16 protein-coding genes are annotated in these 15346 nt (G+C 63.2%); 9 read left to right on the top strand and 7 right to left on the bottom strand.

The window, feature by feature from the left end; genetic code table 11:
• The first annotated feature begins 242 nt into the window (after positions 1 to 242).
• Both GQ59_RS25085 and GQ59_RS25090 read left to right on the top strand, forming a co-directional pair.
• Positions 243 to 2117 (top strand): adenine deaminase, encoded by a 1875-nt coding sequence (locus GQ59_RS25085; RefSeq protein WP_037086477.1) that lies wholly within the window; start codon positions 243 to 245, stop codon positions 2115 to 2117.
• Between the two features lie 118 nt (positions 2118 to 2235).
• Positions 2236 to 3339 carry an NADH:flavin oxidoreductase/NADH oxidase gene (locus GQ59_RS25090; protein ID WP_037086479.1) on the top strand — a complete coding sequence of 368 codons (1104 nt, stop codon included), beginning with the start codon at positions 2236 to 2238 and terminating at the stop codon, positions 3337 to 3339.
• Positions 3340 to 3346: 7 nt separating this feature from the next.
• Here GQ59_RS25090 and GQ59_RS25095 read toward each other — a convergent pair whose 3' ends face one another.
• Genes GQ59_RS25095 through GQ59_RS25120 form a run of 6 tightly spaced genes read right to left on the bottom strand, consistent with a single transcriptional unit; the run spans position 3347 to position 7767 of the window.
• Complete coding sequence (locus tag GQ59_RS25095; RefSeq protein WP_037086481.1) at positions 3347 to 3850, bottom strand: hypothetical protein; 504 nt, start codon at positions 3848 to 3850, stop codon at positions 3347 to 3349.
• On the bottom strand, positions 3847 to 4467 hold the full coding sequence (locus GQ59_RS25100) for a hypothetical protein (RefSeq protein WP_037086483.1): 621 nt from the start codon (positions 4465 to 4467) through the stop codon (positions 3847 to 3849). The genes GQ59_RS25095 and GQ59_RS25100 overlap by 4 nt, the downstream gene beginning before the upstream one ends.
• Entirely contained in the window at positions 4467 to 5081 is a 615-nt protein-coding gene (locus GQ59_RS25105; protein WP_037086485.1) for a hypothetical protein, read from the bottom strand. The genes GQ59_RS25100 and GQ59_RS25105 overlap by 1 nt, the downstream gene beginning before the upstream one ends.
• Positions 5078 to 5839 (bottom strand): ABC transporter ATP-binding protein, encoded by a 762-nt coding sequence (locus tag GQ59_RS25110; RefSeq protein WP_037086487.1) that lies wholly within the window; start codon positions 5837 to 5839, stop codon positions 5078 to 5080. Before GQ59_RS25110 ends, GQ59_RS25105 begins: the two co-directional genes overlap by 4 nt.
• Positions 5836 to 6897: a FecCD family ABC transporter permease gene (locus GQ59_RS25115; protein ID WP_037086490.1), complete on the bottom strand. Its 1062-nt coding sequence runs from the start codon at positions 6895 to 6897 to the stop codon at positions 5836 to 5838. The genes GQ59_RS25110 and GQ59_RS25115 overlap by 4 nt, the downstream gene beginning before the upstream one ends.
• A gap of 3 nt (positions 6898 to 6900) precedes the next feature.
• Complete coding sequence (locus GQ59_RS25120; protein ID WP_244448054.1) at positions 6901 to 7767, bottom strand: ABC transporter substrate-binding protein; 867 nt, start codon at positions 7765 to 7767, stop codon at positions 6901 to 6903.
• Between the two features lie 70 nt (positions 7768 to 7837).
• Here GQ59_RS25120 and GQ59_RS25125 point away from each other — a divergent pair, with 70 nt between their 5' ends.
• A complete protein-coding gene (locus GQ59_RS25125) occupies positions 7838 to 8395 on the top strand; it encodes a nucleoside 2-deoxyribosyltransferase (protein ID WP_037086554.1) in 558 nt (185 codons plus the stop codon).
• On the opposite strand, the gene GQ59_RS25130 is transcribed toward GQ59_RS25125, so the two are convergent.
• On the bottom strand, positions 8392 to 9120 hold the full coding sequence (locus GQ59_RS25130; protein WP_037086492.1) for a GntR family transcriptional regulator: 729 nt from the start codon (positions 9118 to 9120) through the stop codon (positions 8392 to 8394). The two genes, GQ59_RS25125 and GQ59_RS25130, sit on opposite strands and share 4 nt — an antisense overlap.
• Positions 9121 to 9360: 240 nt before the next feature.
• Between GQ59_RS25130 and GQ59_RS25135 the strand changes: the two genes are divergently transcribed.
• From GQ59_RS25135 to GQ59_RS25160, 6 genes are all read left to right on the top strand, one after another.
• Positions 9361 to 10452 carry an ABC transporter ATP-binding protein gene (locus tag GQ59_RS25135; RefSeq protein WP_037086494.1) on the top strand — a complete coding sequence of 364 codons (1092 nt, stop codon included), beginning with the start codon at positions 9361 to 9363 and terminating at the stop codon, positions 10450 to 10452.
• A 36-nt stretch (positions 10453 to 10488) separates the two neighbouring features.
• Complete coding sequence (locus GQ59_RS25140; protein WP_037086497.1) at positions 10489 to 11778, top strand: ABC transporter substrate-binding protein; 1290 nt, start codon at positions 10489 to 10491, stop codon at positions 11776 to 11778.
• Positions 11779 to 11970: 192 nt separating this feature from the next.
• Positions 11971 to 12882 (top strand): ABC transporter permease, encoded by a 912-nt coding sequence (locus tag GQ59_RS25145; protein ID WP_051904197.1) that lies wholly within the window; start codon positions 11971 to 11973, stop codon positions 12880 to 12882.
• Between the two features lie 18 nt (positions 12883 to 12900).
• Positions 12901 to 13719 (top strand): ABC transporter permease, encoded by an 819-nt coding sequence (locus GQ59_RS25150; protein WP_037086499.1) that lies wholly within the window; start codon positions 12901 to 12903, stop codon positions 13717 to 13719.
• 5 nt (positions 13720 to 13724) lie between these two features.
• On the top strand, positions 13725 to 14471 hold the full coding sequence (locus GQ59_RS25155) for an aspartate/glutamate racemase family protein (RefSeq protein WP_037086501.1): 747 nt from the start codon (positions 13725 to 13727) through the stop codon (positions 14469 to 14471).
• Positions 14468 to 15304 (top strand): GNAT family N-acetyltransferase, encoded by an 837-nt coding sequence (locus tag GQ59_RS25160; protein ID WP_037086503.1) that lies wholly within the window; start codon positions 14468 to 14470, stop codon positions 15302 to 15304. Before GQ59_RS25155 ends, GQ59_RS25160 begins: the two co-directional genes overlap by 4 nt.
• Positions 15305 to 15346 lie beyond the last annotated feature (42 nt).

Below are 15346 nucleotides of genomic sequence, written 5' to 3' on the forward strand. Positions count from 1 at the left end.
TGATGCTCCCCTGGGGGCACCCCCGGGAATTGGGGGTGATACTATTTTTTGAACGGTTCGGCTGCAAGCACAATTATTAGGCATAGCCCCTAAAGAACCAAATTTCTTTAGGCTTGAACCATCTCAAGCCGGGGGGGTGATTTCGGACCTCACGCGAACGACCGATGCACGGTTTGCGATGGTTTACACGTCCGGGCATCGTCTTTAGGGTCCGGCGATCAGAACCGACAGGCATTCCTCCGATGACAGTTTCCGCACCCCTCCCCGACGACCTGCTGATCAACGCGACCGACGAAGTCCGCATCCGCCAGGACCTGGTGCTGACGGCGCTCGGCAAACGGCCGGCGGACCGGCTGCTGAGGGTGGGCCGATTGCTCGATGTCCACAGCAGGACATGGCTGGACGACCAGGAGATCGTCATCAAGGGACGGCGGATCGCCTATGTCGGGCCGGCCGGCAGCTTTTCGGGCGAGGTGGCCGAACGCAGTCATGAGCCACGCCTTTTTGCTGTTCCGGGCTTCGGCGAAGCGCATAAACATATCGAAAGCTCGCACCTGACGCCGGAATGGGAAGCGGCGCTCGTGATGCCGCATGGGGTCACCTGGACCTGCGAGGCGAGCCACGAATTCTCCAACGTCAACGGCGCCCGCAACCTGGAATTCTGGCTGGAAGCCCGCCGCCGCGGCTCGCCGATGAAGATCTTTCCGCTGCCGGGTTCCGCCGTGCCGCCGACCGCCTATGAATGGGGCGGCGGCTATTTCGGTCATGACGAGCAGAAGCGGTTCATGCGCGAAAGCCTGATGGTCGTCGGCCTCGACGAGGTGATGGACTGGCCGTCGATCTCCGACCCATCCAATCCCTCCTATGACCGTCTCTGGGGCATGATTGGCGCGACCTTCGAACAGCGCGGCGTGGTCGAGGGTCATGGCGCGGGCTTGCGCGACCTCCCGTCGATCAATGCGTTCGCCGCCGCCGGCCTTGCCTCCGATCACGAAGGCTGGTTCCTGGAGGAGATCTGGCAGAAGATGCAGCACGGGCTGTTCATCGAGCTTCGGCCGCATTCGCTGCCGGAGGTGATCCGCGGCCTCATCGAAAGGAACCTCGCCGACTGGTCGCAGGTGGCTTTCGTCACCGACGACCGCAGCGCCTCCGACACGCTGAAGATGGGCGCGACCGACTACAACGTGCGCCTCGCGATCGAGAACGGACTTCCGCCGGAAATCGCCATCCAGTGCGTTACGCTCAACCCGGCGCGGCATATGCGGCTTACGCCCTGGGTCGGGTCGATCGCGCCCGGCCGTTTCGCGGATATCGTGCTGCTCGACGACGTCGAAAAGCTGTCTATCGCCAAGGTCTGGGCGGATGGCGGGCCGGTGTCGGAAGGCAAGACATTCACCGGTATACGCCCGGCTATCGATTGGCCGGAATGGGCGACGAAGACGGTGAAGATCGACCGTCCGGTGACCGCGGCCGATTTCCGGATCGAAGCGCCGGCCGATCGCGTTACGGCGAATGCCGCGCTGCTGCGGCCTTTCCACTGGGCGGACGAGTTCATCACCATGGAACTGCCGGTCAACGACGGCGCCGTCCAGCGCGACCACGACCGCAACGTCACGAAATTCTCGATCGTCGACCGGTTCTCCGGCGAGGCCAAGGTGTCGAAGATGTTCTGGCTCGGCACCGGGCCGCGTACGCCGGATACGGCGCTCGGCTCGACGCTCGGGCACGACAAGCATAATATCTGGGTGGTCGGTTCCTCGGACGAGGCGATGGCGATGGTCGCCAACGCGCTTGCCGAACAGCAGGGCGGCTGGGTTCTGGTCTCCGGCGGCAAGGTGATCGCCCGCGTTCATTACGAGGTCGGCGGGCTGATGACGGCGCGCTCGGCGGAAGAGCTCGATGCGGAAATGCAGGCGCTCTACAAGGCGGGCGAGACGATCGACTGGATGTACGAACCGACGTTTTCGCCGCGCTGGTGGCCGGGTTTCCCGGAACGGCTGTCGTTTGCGACGCTGACCTGCTCGCCCTGGCGCTGGGTGCTGGTCGCGCCGTCGGAACGGGCGCCGGAAGGGTTCGTCAATGTGCTGACCGGCGAGACGCATCCGGTCGTCTGGTGAACGGCCCTCGCATCAGCGTGACTTGAAGCACCGGTCGCGATTTGTCACAAAGCCGGAACCGGTCCCGGCGCACCCTACCCTCCCCTTGAGCGCCACCGATCGCGCAAAGGAACCCGTCATGGCCCAGCCCGCTCTCTTTACGCCCTTCCGCGTCCGCAATCTCGATCTCCAGAACCGTATCGTCATCGCGCCCATGTGCCAATATTCGGCCGAGAACGGCTGCATGACCGATTGGCACCTCATCCATCTCGGCCAGCTCGCGCTTTCCGGCGCAGCGCTTCTGACGATCGAGGCAACCGGGGTCACCCCGGAAGGCCGCATCACCTATGCGGATGTCGGGCTTTATGACGATGCGACCGAGGCGGCGATGGCCCGCACGCTCGACAGTATCCGCAAATGGTCGGACATGCCGATCTCGGTGCAGCTCGCCCATGCCGGCCGCAAGGCCTCGACCGACAAGCCCTGGTTCGGCGGCAGCCAGATCGCCCCAGATCATCCGAACGGCTGGCAGACCGAGTCGGCATCGGCGATCCCCTTCAATCCGAAATACGTAGCCCCCGTCGCGCTCGACAAGAATGGGCTGAAGCGCGTGCGCGATGCGTTTGCGGCTTCCGCCGTGCGGGCAGCCAGGATCGGCCTTGATGCGATCCAGATCCATGCGGCGCACGGTTATCTGCTGCACCAGTTCCTGTCGCCGCTCTCCAACCAGCGGACCGACGAATATGGCGGCTCGCTCGAGAACCGGGCGCGTTTCCCGCTCGAAGTTTTCGAGGCCGTGCGCCAGGCCTTCCCGTCCGACAAGGCGGTGACGGTGCGCGTTTCGGCGACTGACTGGATCGACGGCGGACTCGACATCGACCAGACCATCGCGTTTGCGCAGATGCTGGACGAAAAGGGGTGCGACGCCATCCATGTGTCGAGCGGCGGGCTGCATATCGAACAGAAAATCCCGCTCGGCCCGAACTACCAGGTGCCCTTGGCGCGCGCCGTCAAGGCTGCGGTGAAGATGCCGGTCGTGGCGGTCGGCCTGATCACCGAGCCGACACAGGCGGAAGCGATCGTTTCGACCGGCGATGCGGATATCGTGGCGCTCGCGCGCGCGGTTCTCTACGATCCGCGCTGGCCCTGGCATGCGGCAGCGGAACTCGGCGCCCAGGTGAAGCCGGCACCGCAATATCTGCGCTGCCAGCCGTCGCAATTCAGGAACCTGTTTACCGCCTGAGGAGGGCTCAGGCCTCTTCGTAGACCGCGTCGGCCGGCGCCAGAAGCAGCCGGTCGGCCATTTCCTGCTTCAGCCAAACCAGGCGCTCCTCTTCGGCCGGCGTCCGGTCCGGTTTGCGGCTGACAATAATGAATTCCTCGCGGACATGGCCTTCCTTGAGCTGCAAGGTCACGGTCTTACCGCGATAGCTGAGCTCGAAGACATAGCGTTCGAGAATATTGCCGCGCTCCGGCTTTTCGAGCCCGTGATCGACCGTATAGCGGCCTTCGGTCAGGCCACGCGTCACCATTTCGAAGGCGTCGCGGCCGCCGGGACCGCGGAACGCGGTGCGGATGACGATCTCGCGGCGCTCCGGCGGGCCATCGGGGCTCAAGAGCGGCATGGCCCGCTGCATCACCTTGAAGGCATGGGCGACACCGCCCGGAAAGCCGAAGCCGTGGAAATGCATCATGTCCGCATAGGTGTAGGAGAGCGGCTTGCCGTCTTCGAGAACGTCGATTTTATCGGTCATTTTGTCCTTGCTCCGTCCAGCTCCTGGCGCATCCAGGGCAGAAAACCGTCCAGGAAGCGCGTCGTCGCCGGCATGAAATGTGACCCGTGATGAAAGCACGGGTCGAGGCTGGTGATGATCATGCGGCCGGGCGTCGTCACCTGGTCCACATAGAGAATGGGTTTTCCCTCGCCGTTGACGGCGAGCACGTCCGCACCTTCCGGTGGATCGAACCAGCCGTGCAGGTGCCAGGTGAGATCGTCCTGGCCGAGATGGCGGAACAGCGAATGATCGGGAGAGGCGATGCGGACGCCGAGATCGGCACCGGGCGTCAGCCACCACCACCAGTTCGTCACCTGCGGCGTGAAGGTTATGCCCGGAAGGAAGACGTCCCAGTTCGTCTCGCCGGTGGCGACGATCGTGCCGCCCTGATCGAGATAAGCGCGCAGCTGCACGGCATGCGGCGCCAGGCGATCGGCCGGCGTGCGGCAGGGAATGAAGACGACGGCGTGCTCGGCAAGATCCACGGAGGGCAGGTCTTCCGGCCGCACGAGCACGTCGAAATGATGGGCATAACGCGGCGCTTCGAGTGTCTCGATATGGTAATAGGCGCCGGGATGGATCGCGAGAATGCTCATCAGTTCAGCTCTCCGGCAAGCCAGGCGACGGCGCGGCTCGCCAACTGCTTCTTGATTTCGGGATCGTCGCCACAACCCCAGAATTCGTTACCGGCATGGCTGAGAAACTCACCGCCCTGCGGCCGGGCCCAGACCCAGTCGATCGGGATTTGTGTCGGGCCGAGCGCATTGATGACAACGGCGCCTTCGGGCGGCGGGTTGTGGCCGCGGCCGTAGAAGCCGGCGACGCCATGGTTGGTTTCCAGCATTTTCTGGTCGATGCCCGCAAAGATCGGGTGCTCGGAAAGCCGCGTCTGCACGAAATCCACCCGCTTCGGATTGGGGATTGGCTGATAGGTGCCGAGTTCGGCCAAGATCGGGCGAAGGATATGGCCGTGATAGATCCAGCGGCCGCCGCGGTCGAGGAACGCGGTAACATCGGTTGAGAATCGCTGGAAACCGATCTGGTCGAGATGCGTGGTGGTGATCAGCCCGCGCGCCGTCGCGAAATCCTCGCCGGTCAGCTCCATCTCGCGCACGATCTTCATGAGGCCAGAGGCGATGGCATCGCCGAACAGCGGCGCGGTCATCGAATACGGTTCCTGGTAGTGCGACTGGATCATCAGGATGGTCATGCGGCACGAATTCCTGCAAAGGCGGGCAGAACGGCCCGATGGGTTTCGCCGGACGGACCGGCGAGTTCGACGACGCGCATCGGCACGCCATAGAGGCTTTCCAGATGTTCCGGCGTGATCGTCTCGGCGACCGGGCCGAAGAGCGGGGGCTGGCCGTCCGGCATCATCAGCAGCGCATCGTCGGCGGAGGACAGCGCGTGGTTCGGATCGTGGGTGGTGAAGACGATCGCCTTGTCGCGCGGATGGCGCAGCGTATTGAGCAAGGTCAGCAGCCGTTCCTGGTTGTGCAGATCGAGGGCGGCTGCCGGTTCGTCGAGAACCAGCACCTGCGAGCCCGTCGCGATCGCGCGGGCAAGCAGCACGAGCTGGCGCTCGCCGCCGGAAAGGCGGTCGAAATAGTGATCGGTGAAACGCGCGGCACCGGCCCGTTCCAGCGCCGAACGGGCGATCCTGAAATCCTCCGGTCCCGGCTGGCCGAAAATGCCGAGATGCGCGGCGCGGCCCATGACCACGACGTCAAGCGCGCGGTAACGCTGGTTGCTGGTACCGGTCTGCGGCACATAACCGACGATATCGGGCGCGACCCTGCGGCCGGCGTCGAGCTGCTGGAAACCGAGCATCGCCTTCAGCGTCGTCGTCTTGCCGCGCCCGTTCGGGCCGAGGATGGCGAGCGTGCGGCCGACCGGGACCGAGAAGCTTAAGGCTTCGATGATGATGCGCGATCCGAAACGGACGGTGGCGCCTTCGAGGCCGATCATGAGCCGTTCCTTTCGCGGTAGTGATTGCGCAGGAGCATTGCGAAAATCGGCGCGCCGACCAGGGCGGTGATGACGCCGAGCGGGATTTCGGCGGCGGTCGCGGTGCGAGCGAGCGTATCGATGATCACCATGAAACCGGCGCCAAGCACGACCGAGGCAGGCAACAGCGCGCGATGGTCGTGGCCGACGAGCAGTCGGGAGGCATGCGGAATGACGATGCCGATCCAGCCGATGATGCCGGAGACAGCCACCTGACTGCCGACGATGACGGCGATCAGCCCGAAGACCAGCCAGCGCTCGCGGTTCGTCCTGGCGCCAAGGCTCTGGGCTTCCGCTTCGTCCAGCGACAGGATGTTGAGCCGGAAGCGCAGCATCCAGAGAAGCACGCCGCCGATGATGAGGCCGGGTGCGGCGATCAGCGTGCGTTCCCAGGTCGCGGTCGCGAAGGATCCCATCAGCCAGTAGACGATGGCCGGAAGCGAGGTGTTGGGGTCGGCGACGAACTGCAGCAGCGAGACGACGGCGGAGAACATCGAGCTGACCACGAGGCCGGAAAGGATCACCGTGATCGTTTCGCTGCGGCCGTTGACGCGCGCAATCAGGCCGACGAGGATCACCGCCGCCATGCCGGAGATGAAGACCATGGCGATCAGCGGGAAACCCCAGATGCCGAGCATGATGCCGAGCGCGCCGCCGAAGGCCGCTCCCTGCGAAATCCCGAGGATATCCGGCGAGACCAGCGGATTGCGGAAAACGCCCTGCAGGGCCGCACCCGACAGGGCGAGCCCGGCGCCGGCGAGCGCTGCCAGCACGACGCGCGGCGCCCGGACCAGAAGAACGATGCGCTCCTCGATCGTGGTGAGCTCCCGCCACGGATCGGTGACGCCGAGCCAGATCAGCTCCAGCGCCCGACTGGCCGGAACCGAGAAACGGCCGACGCAGAGGCTGACCACGAAGGCGACCGCAAACAGCGCCAGCAAGGCTGCAAAAACCAGCGCCTGCCGGGCCAGATGCGAGCGGACCATCGGAGCCGCCTCGTCTTCAGTCAGCGCCGCCATGACCTACTTCGCCTTGAACTGAGCGTAGTTGGCCGAGCCGCTCTGTTCTTTCATCCACAGGATGCCATCGATATCAGCATCGGTGATGTCGTAGTTGTAGAGGGTCTTGTAGGCGGTCTTCATCTCGGCGCGCAGATCGTATTTGAAGACGTCTGGCTGGGTGACATTGGCCGTCCACATCCAGGCCAGGGGCGATTCCTGGTTCGGCGGATCCCAGCGATAACCGCCGAGCGGCATCTTGTAGACGCGCTTGTTCCTGGCCGCCTTGGTCAGCGACAGGATCGGGTCGTTATAGACCCAATCGACGTTGAGCCTGGCTTCGAAGGCGTTGAGGAAGATGATTTCCGGATCCCACTGAGCGATCTGCTCCTTGTTGATGGTCACCGTGCCGTTGAGTTCGGCCGAGGCGTTCCTGCCGCCGACGAGTTCCATGTACCAGGCGTTGTAGCTGCCCTTGGTTCCCGTCGTGGCAATCTCCGTGAGAGCGCGGGCTATGTAAAGCGTGGTCGGCTTCTTGTCCTGCGGGATCGCCTTGGCCTTGGCCTCGATGTCCTTCTGCACCCGGTCGCGCCACTCGACCAGTTCCTTGATGCGCTCCGGCTTGCCGATCGCCTTGGAGGTCATCGTCATGTAGTCGCGGGTCAGCTGCTCGGTTCCGTAGAGGATCAGCATGGCGTTGAGGCCGGCATTGGTGATCGGGGCGACGATATCGTTGCCGCGGCCGCCCCACTGGATGACGAGATCGGGATTGGTCGCCGTCAGCGCCTCGATATTCGGCACGAAATTCGGCGCGGTCACATCGGACGGGATGTCCTTGGTTTCCGGAAAGATCTTGCTCAGGATGCCAACCTGGTCGCTCGGCCGGCGCATTCATGCTCGCAATGCACCGGACAGGACGCTATGGAACATTTGGTACCGACCGATTCATCAGAGGATTTTCATGCCGACCATCTATCTCGCCGGCCCCGAAGTATTTTTGCCCGACGCCCAGATCGTGATGGGCGAGAAGCGCCGGCTCGCCCGCAGCTTCGGTTTTGAGCCGACCGGTCCCGGCAGCGACGAAAACCAGGCGCCCGTAGGCCAGCTGACGGCAGCCGCGATCTACCAGCGCAACGATGGCGCGATGCGGCGGGCGGATGTCTGCCTCGCCAATATCACGCCGTTCCGCGGCATCAGCGCCGATCCCGGCACCGTCTACGAAATCGGCTTCATGATCGCGCTCGGCAAACGGGTCTGGGCCTATACCAACCACCCCGACGACTATGGCACGCGGGTGCGGTCGATCTGGTATTCCGGGCTCGAGATCGACGAGAGCAGCGGGAGACCTCGGGGGCCGGACGGCCTGTCGATCGAGAACCATGGCAAAGCCGACAATCTGATGATCGACCTCGGCATCGAGGAAGGTGGCGGCCGGGTCATTCGCGCCGCCGCACTGCCCGCCGACCCGGAACGGGACCTGGCCGCCTATACCGAGGCCTTGCGACACTTGCGCGGTTAGGCGAGCGACAGGGCGTCCTTGAGACCCGAGCCCTGCTTCAACTGAAGATCGAGATCCGCCTCGATATGGTCGATGTGGTGGATCATGAGCTTGGCGGCGCGCTCGCCGTCGCCCTTTTCCAGGGCGTCGAGAACGGCAGTATGCTCGGAATGCCCGCAGCTCGACACGCCGGAGCGGCCATAGAGCGCGATCACCAGCGATGAACGCGCAACGAGTTCGTCCATGAAGCGCTGCAGGATGACATTGCCGGCAACGGAGGCAAGCATCAGGTGGAAATCGCCGGACGCCTTGATCTCGGCGCGGCGAGCGGCCGGACCGCGCTCGTTCAGATAACGCTGTTCCTCGTCGAGCTGACGACGGAACTTCGCAATGTCCTCAGGCGTGATCCGCTCGACCGCGGCCGCGACGATGCCGGGCTCGATCAGCCGGCGGGACGCAAAAATCTGCCGCGCCTCTTCCGGCGACGGATTGGAGACGAAGGCGCCGCGATTGCGTTCGGTCTTCACCAGGCCTTCGAAGGCGAGCATCTGCAGGGCGGCGCGGGCAACCGTGCGGCTGACGTCGAACAGGGAGCCGACTTCGCTTTCGGAAAGTTTCGTGCCGGGCGCCAGACGTCGGTCGATGATCGCATTCCGCAAGGTTTCCCGAATCGCCATGGAGCGGTCTTCCTGAGAGCGGTCCTCTGGCGCGGTATCCGTAAAATTGATTTTTTCGCTGATATTCATCACTGCGGCCCAATGTACGGCCTTTGTAACCCGAGTGTCTACCGGATGCCAAGCAACTTGTTTTTGATCCAACACCAAGATTGCATACGATTTGCCCAATGGATCGAAAACGATCGCCTGATTTTTGCGCACCAGTAAAACCCGACCGCTGACCCGTTCAGGTAAACTCAAGCCTTTCTAGACGTTTAATCGAGTTGGCATGGCTGATGCATAACAATATCAGACGCAAGGGAGCGCCTGATGAGCAAAGCCGCCGAAATCGACATCGCTTCAGTCTCTAAGATCTACGGAACAACCACTGCCGTTCACGCGATCAGCTTGAAGATTCCCGCCGGAACCTATTGCTGCCTGCTCGGCCCTTCCGGTTGCGGCAAGACCTCGACGCTCCGGATGATCGCGGGGCACGAGAGCATTTCCTCGGGCGACGTCCGCCTCGGCAATACCGTCGTCACCGACCTGCCTCCGGCCAAACGCGGCACGGCGATGATGTTCCAGTCCTATGCCCTATTCCCGCATCTCGACCTCATCGACAACATCGCCTTCAGCCTGAAGATGAAGGGCGTCGACAAGGACGAACGGCGCGCCAAGGCGATGGACATGCTGCGACTGATGCAACTCGAAGCCTATGCGACCCGCCGTCCGGCCCAGCTTTCCGGCGGCCAGCAGCAGCGCGTGGCGCTGGCCCGCGCGCTGATCACCGATCCGGAAGCGCTGCTTCTCGACGAACCGCTCTCGGCGCTCGACCCGTTCCTGAAGATCCGCATGCGCGCGGAACTGAAGAAGCTGCAGACATCGCTCGGCATCACCTTCGTGCATGTGACGCACAGCCAGGAGGAGGCGATGGCGCTCGCCGACCTGATCGTCGTCATGAACGATGGCCGGATCGAACAGGCCGCCCATCCGCGCGTGGTGTTCGAAAAGCCGGCCACCGCCTTCGTCGCCAAATTCATGGGCGATCACAATGTCATTTCCGGCCGGGTGACACAGAGTTCCGGCGACAAGCTGATGTTGTCCGTGCCTGCAGGTGGCGATTTCCTGGCCACCGATGACGGCGCAGCCGGGCTGACCGACACCGCCGACATCGCCATCCGCACGGACCATGTCCGCATCGGCGAGCCTTCGGAAAAAGGCCTCGGATTCACCGGCTCGGTTTCCAACGTCGAATATCGCGGCTCCTCGGTAAAACTCTCGGTGAACGGCGCCGGGATCGAGGATTTCACCGCGATCCTGACCGACGCCGAGTTTTTCGCCAATCCGGTCAAGGTCGGAGAAGCGATCCCGCTTTCCTGGGGCCGCGAGGACGCGATCGTCCTCGGTCGCCTCAAGAACTGATGCCACCAAAAAACTCAACCAGAGGAGAACAGGGCAATGACTGAGACCAAGAAGACACCTAAGGGAATTTCGCGCCGAACGCTTTTGAAGACGGCGTCCGCCGCGGCCGGTCTTGCCGCCGGCTCCGGGGCGATCACCGGCTTCCCGACCATCTGGGCCCAGAACCCGATTACGCTGCGCCAGTTCGGCACCGGCGTTTCGAACCTCAACGCGATCGCCGAGAAGTGCAAGGCCGACCTCGGCATCACGCTCGAAATGACTGCGACGGACTCTGACGCGGCCGCCCAGCGCGCCGTCACCCAGCCGAACTCCTACGACATCGCCGACATCGAATACTGGATCCTCAAGAAGGTCTATCCGGCCGGCGTCATCCAGCCGATGGATACGACCAAGCTCAAGTATTACGACAAGATCGTGCCGCTGTTTAAAAACGGCAAGCTGAAGCCGGACAGCGTGATCGCTCAAGGGACCGCGCCGCACACGGTCGGTTATGTCGCAAAGCCCGGCGACAAGACCTTCGCCAAGGAAGAGACCAAGTGGTTCACGATGGTTCCGACCATCTACAACGCCGACACGCTCGGCATCCGCCCGGACCTCGTCGGCCGCGAGATCTCGACCTGGGCCGACATCATGGACCCGAAGTTCAAGGGCAAGGCCTCGATCCTCAACATCCCGTCGATCGGCATCATGGATGCCGCGATGATCATGGAAGCCATGGGCAACATCAAGTATGCCGACAAGGGCAACATGACCAAGGCGGAAATCGACAAGACGATCGACTTCCTGATCAAGGCCAAGCAGGCAGGCCAGTTCCGCGCCTTCTGGAAATCGTTCGACGAGAGCGTCAACCTGATGGCCTCAGGCGAGGTCGTCATCCAGTCGATGTGGTCGCCGGCCGTCGCCGCCGTCCGCTCCAAGGGCATCGCCTGCAAATACCAGCCGCTCAAGGAAGGTTACCGCTCGTGGGGCGGTGGTCTGGGCCTCGCAGCCCATCTCTCCGGCGCCAAGCTCGACGCTGCCTATGAATATATCAACTGGTACACGTCCGGCTGGGTCGGCGCCTATCTCAATCGTCAGGGCTACTATTCGGCCGCCATGGAAACCGCCAAGGCCCACATGTCCGCCGACGAATGGGGCTACTGGATCGAAGGCAAGCCGGCCAAGGGCGATATCGTCGCTCCGGACGGCAAGGTCATGGAAAAGGCCGGCGCAATCCGTGACGGCGGCTCCTTCGAAGAACGCATGGGCCACGTCGCCTGCTGGAACTCGGTGATGGACGAGGACCGTTACATGGTCCGCCGCTGGAACGAGTTCATCGCGGCGTAAGGCCCGGGGTCCGGCGCTGCAAGCCCAGCATCCCTTACGCCGTCATCCTCGGGCTTGACCCGAGGATCCACGCCAGGGGCGAGAGAGCGAAAGGGCGTACGGCCGACGAAATGGATCCTCGGGTCAAGCCCGAGGATGACGACCGGGTGAGGAAGCATATTCCTCTCTCGGGTGACCCCAGGGAGACGAAACATGGCCACGATCACATCCTCGGAACCAGATAGGGCCGACATGGCGAAGGCGAGAAGCTTTCGTCTGTCGCCGGCGCTGATCTCCTATCTTCAGGCAACGCCGCTGGCGCTGATCCTCGGCGCCTTCCTGCTGCTGCCGATCCTGATGATCTCCGTCGTCAGCTTCTGGGACTACGACTTCGCCCAGATGTATCCGGATTTCCTGTCGATGAATTATGCCGAGACCCTCGGTTCGTGGGTGACCTGGAAGACCTATCTGAATACCTTGAAATTTGCTTTCCTCGTCTGGGCGATCACGCTGTTCGTCGGTTTCTGGGTCGCCTATTTTCTGGCCTTCCACATCCGCACCACCGCCATGCAGATGGTGCTCTTCCTCGTCTGCACCGTGCCGTTCCTGACGTCGAACATCATCCGCATGATCTCGTGGATACCGGTGCTCGGGCGTAACGGCCTTGTCAACACGACGCTGATCAATGCCGGGATCATCCCAGAACCGATCGAATGGCTGCTCTATTCGGATTTCGCGGTGGTGCTCGCAATGGTGCATCTCTACACGCTGTTCATGGTGACGCCGATCTTCAACACGCTGATGCGCATCGACAAGTCGCTGGTCGAAGCCGCGCGCGATGCCGGCGCCACGAGCATCCAGATCCTCACCAACGTCATCATTCCGCTTGCCAAGCCCGGCATGGCGATCGGTACCATCTTCGTCGTGACCCTGGTCATGGCCGACTTTTCGACCGTTCAGGTGATGTCCGGCGGCCAGAGCGCTTCGGTGGCGCTGATGATGAAGAACCAGATGTCGCTGCTTCAATACCCGGCAGCCGCCGCCAACGCGGTGGTACTGCTCGTCCTCGTTCTCCTGATGGTCGCGGGCATTCTTCGCATCGTCGACATCCGCAAAGAGCTTTAGGAAAAAGGGAGTTCTGAGATGCACAGCGACAAGCGCGGCCGCGAATTCTACCTTCTCGCCATCTTCTTCGCCATCTTCGTGCTGTTCCTTTACGGCCCGCTCTCGGCGATCCTCATCCTCTCCTTCCAGGGACCGAACGGCGGCCTGACCTTCCCGCTGAACGGCGTGTCGCTGCGCTGGTTCGCCAACCTGTTCGAGACACAGGCGGTCGGCGATTTCGGCGGATCGTTCCGCCGTTCCGCGATACTCGGCATCATGGTGATGATCGTCACCGTCGTCGTCTCGCTGCTCGCGGGCCTCGCCTTCCGCCGCCGCTTCATCGGCTCGACGGCACTGTTCTATCTCGCGGTGGCGAGCCTCGTCGTCCCCTCTATCATCATCTCGCTCGGCATCGGCGTCGTATTCCAGCAGCTCGGTTTTCAGCCGTCCTGGTATACGTCCGCCTTCGGTGCGCACCTCACCTGGACGCTGCCCTTCGGCGTCCTGATCATGTTCGCCGTCTTCAACCGCTTTTCGCCGGCCTACGAGGAAGCCGCGCGCGATCTCGGCGCTTCGTCCTGGCAGACCTTCCGCCACGTCGTGCTGCCGATGATCGCGCCGAGCCTTGTCGGCGTCGGCCTGTTCGGTTTTACGCTGTCCTATGACGAATTCGCCCGCACGTTGATGACGGCAGGCTCGTTCAACACGCTGCCGCTCGAAATCTACGGCATGACGACCAATGTCACGACTCCGGTGCTCTACGCGCTCGGTACCGTGACGACGGCCTTTTCCTTCCTTGTCATCGCCGGCACGCTCGGCCTGATCGTCCACCTCAATCGCCGCCGCCTGCGGTCGTGAACAGAATGCGCATTCTCGTCGTAAACCCGAATACCACCGCCAGCATGACGGCGACGATCGCCGATTCCGCAATCCGCGTCGCCAATGCCGGCACCGGAATCCTTGCCGTCACCTCCTCCATGGGGCCGGTCTCGATCGAGGGCTACTATGACGAGGTCTTCGCGGTGCCCGGCCTGCTGATCGAGATCGCCAAGGGGGCGAAGGCCGGCGCCGATGCGGCGATCATCGCCTGTTTCGACGACACGGGGCTCGACGCCGCACGGGCACTGTCCAATATTCCTGTGGTCGGCATCTGCGAAGCGGCCGTCGCCACCACCGCCTTCATCGCCCAGCGCTTCACCATCGTCACCACCATGGAGCGCTCGCGCCTGCCGCTCGAACACCTGGTTGATCGCTACGGCATGGCCGGACGGTGCAAGGTGCGGGCCGCCGATATTCCGGTCCTGTCACTGGAAGACCCCAATTCCAATGCCCGCGACCGGCTGCGCAGCGAGATCGCCACTGCGCTGCGCGACGACAGGGCGGAGGCAATCGTGCTCGGCTGCGCCGGCATGGCCGACCTCACGGCCGAACTGCGCCGCGAATTCGGCGTGCCTGTGATCGACGGCGTCGCGGCGGCGGTGAAACAGGCCGAGGCACTGGTGACATTGGGTTTGTCGACGGCCAAGCGTGGCGCCTATGCTTCTCCGGTCCGCAAGCCCTATAAAGGCCTGCTCGAAGATTTCGAGCCCGGGAAACTCGCCGCCAAATGAAAACTCACGCCACCATTCGCGCGCTCACCTCCTTCGAGCTCGAACAGCTCGTCGACTGGGCACGGATCGAGGGCTGGAATCCGGGCCTTGCCGATGCGCCGGCCCTTCATGCCGCCGACCCTCAAGGTTTCCTCGGCTGTTTCGTAGACGATCAGATGGGAGCCGGCATATCCGCGGTCCGCTACGGTTCCGATTTCGGCTTCATCGGCCTCTATATCGCCCATCAGGATTTTCGCGGCAGGGGTCTTGGCAGAAAGGTCTGGGATGCCGGGATGGCACATCTCGACGGCCGGACGATCGGCCTCGACGGCGTGCCGGAACAGCAGGCGAATTATCGCGGCATGGGTTTCGAGCCGGCCTACGAGACGTTTCGCTGGAGCGGCAGCCTCGTCGGAAACCGCGATGCCGATGTAACCGCGATCACCGACGATCTCGTGCCCGCCATTTTTGACTTTGACCGAGCTTTCTTCCCTTCGGAGCGCGATGCTTTCCTGACCGCCTGGCTGAAGCCGCCGCGGGCTGCCAAGGTCATCATCCGCGACGGCAATGTCTGCGGCTATGCCGTCTGCCGCAAATGCCATGACGGCTACAAGATCGGTCCGCTGTTTGCCCGGTCAGCCGCCGACGCGCAAAAGCTGCTGAGCGCCTGCGCCGCCGAGATCGGCAACGAAACCCTGCATGTCGACGTCCCGGCCCTGCAGACGGAATTTTCAGCCTATCTCGAGGCGCATCGTTTTGTGAAAGGCTTCACGACCGCGCGGATGTATCGCGGTCCGGCGCCGGCGGTGCGTATGCCGGGCGTGTTCGGAATTACCACTCTCGAACTCGGCTGACGGCGTCCCGATGCCAGGACGCCGCTCGCGCTCGTCGGGCAG

It is taken from the genome of Neorhizobium vignae, from assembly GCF_000732195.1.
Lineage (GTDB): Bacteria > Pseudomonadota > Alphaproteobacteria > Rhizobiales > Rhizobiaceae > Neorhizobium > Neorhizobium vignae.

Coding starts and splice junctions, on each gene's coding strand:
- GQ59_RS25085 (WP_037086477.1), top strand. CDS start 243: ATGACAGTTTCCGCACCCCTCCCCGACGACCTGCTGATCAACGCGACC.
- GQ59_RS25090 (WP_037086479.1), top strand. CDS start 2,236: ATGGCCCAGCCCGCTCTCTTTACGCCCTTCCGCGTCCGCAATCTCGAT.
- GQ59_RS25095 (WP_037086481.1), bottom strand. CDS start 3,850: ATGACCGATAAAATCGACGTTCTCGAAGACGGCAAGCCGCTCTCCTAC.
- GQ59_RS25100 (WP_037086483.1), bottom strand. CDS start 4,467: ATGAGCATTCTCGCGATCCATCCCGGCGCCTATTACCATATCGAGACA.
- GQ59_RS25105 (WP_037086485.1), bottom strand. CDS start 5,081: ATGACCATCCTGATGATCCAGTCGCACTACCAGGAACCGTATTCGATG.
- GQ59_RS25110 (WP_037086487.1), bottom strand. CDS start 5,839: ATGATCGGCCTCGAAGGCGCCACCGTCCGTTTCGGATCGCGCATCATC.
- GQ59_RS25115 (WP_037086490.1), bottom strand. CDS start 6,897: ATGGCGGCGCTGACTGAAGACGAGGCGGCTCCGATGGTCCGCTCGCAT.
- GQ59_RS25120 (WP_244448054.1), bottom strand. CDS start 7,767: ATGCGCCGGCCGAGCGACCAGGTTGGCATCCTGAGCAAGATCTTTCCG.
- GQ59_RS25125 (WP_037086554.1), top strand. CDS start 7,838: ATGCCGACCATCTATCTCGCCGGCCCCGAAGTATTTTTGCCCGACGCC.
- GQ59_RS25130 (WP_037086492.1), bottom strand. CDS start 9,120: ATGAATATCAGCGAAAAAATCAATTTTACGGATACCGCGCCAGAGGAC.
- GQ59_RS25135 (WP_037086494.1), top strand. CDS start 9,361: ATGAGCAAAGCCGCCGAAATCGACATCGCTTCAGTCTCTAAGATCTAC.
- GQ59_RS25140 (WP_037086497.1), top strand. CDS start 10,489: ATGACTGAGACCAAGAAGACACCTAAGGGAATTTCGCGCCGAACGCTT.
- GQ59_RS25145 (WP_051904197.1), top strand. CDS start 11,971: ATGGCCACGATCACATCCTCGGAACCAGATAGGGCCGACATGGCGAAG.
- GQ59_RS25150 (WP_037086499.1), top strand. CDS start 12,901: ATGCACAGCGACAAGCGCGGCCGCGAATTCTACCTTCTCGCCATCTTC.
- GQ59_RS25155 (WP_037086501.1), top strand. CDS start 13,725: ATGCGCATTCTCGTCGTAAACCCGAATACCACCGCCAGCATGACGGCG.
- GQ59_RS25160 (WP_037086503.1), top strand. CDS start 14,468: ATGAAAACTCACGCCACCATTCGCGCGCTCACCTCCTTCGAGCTCGAA.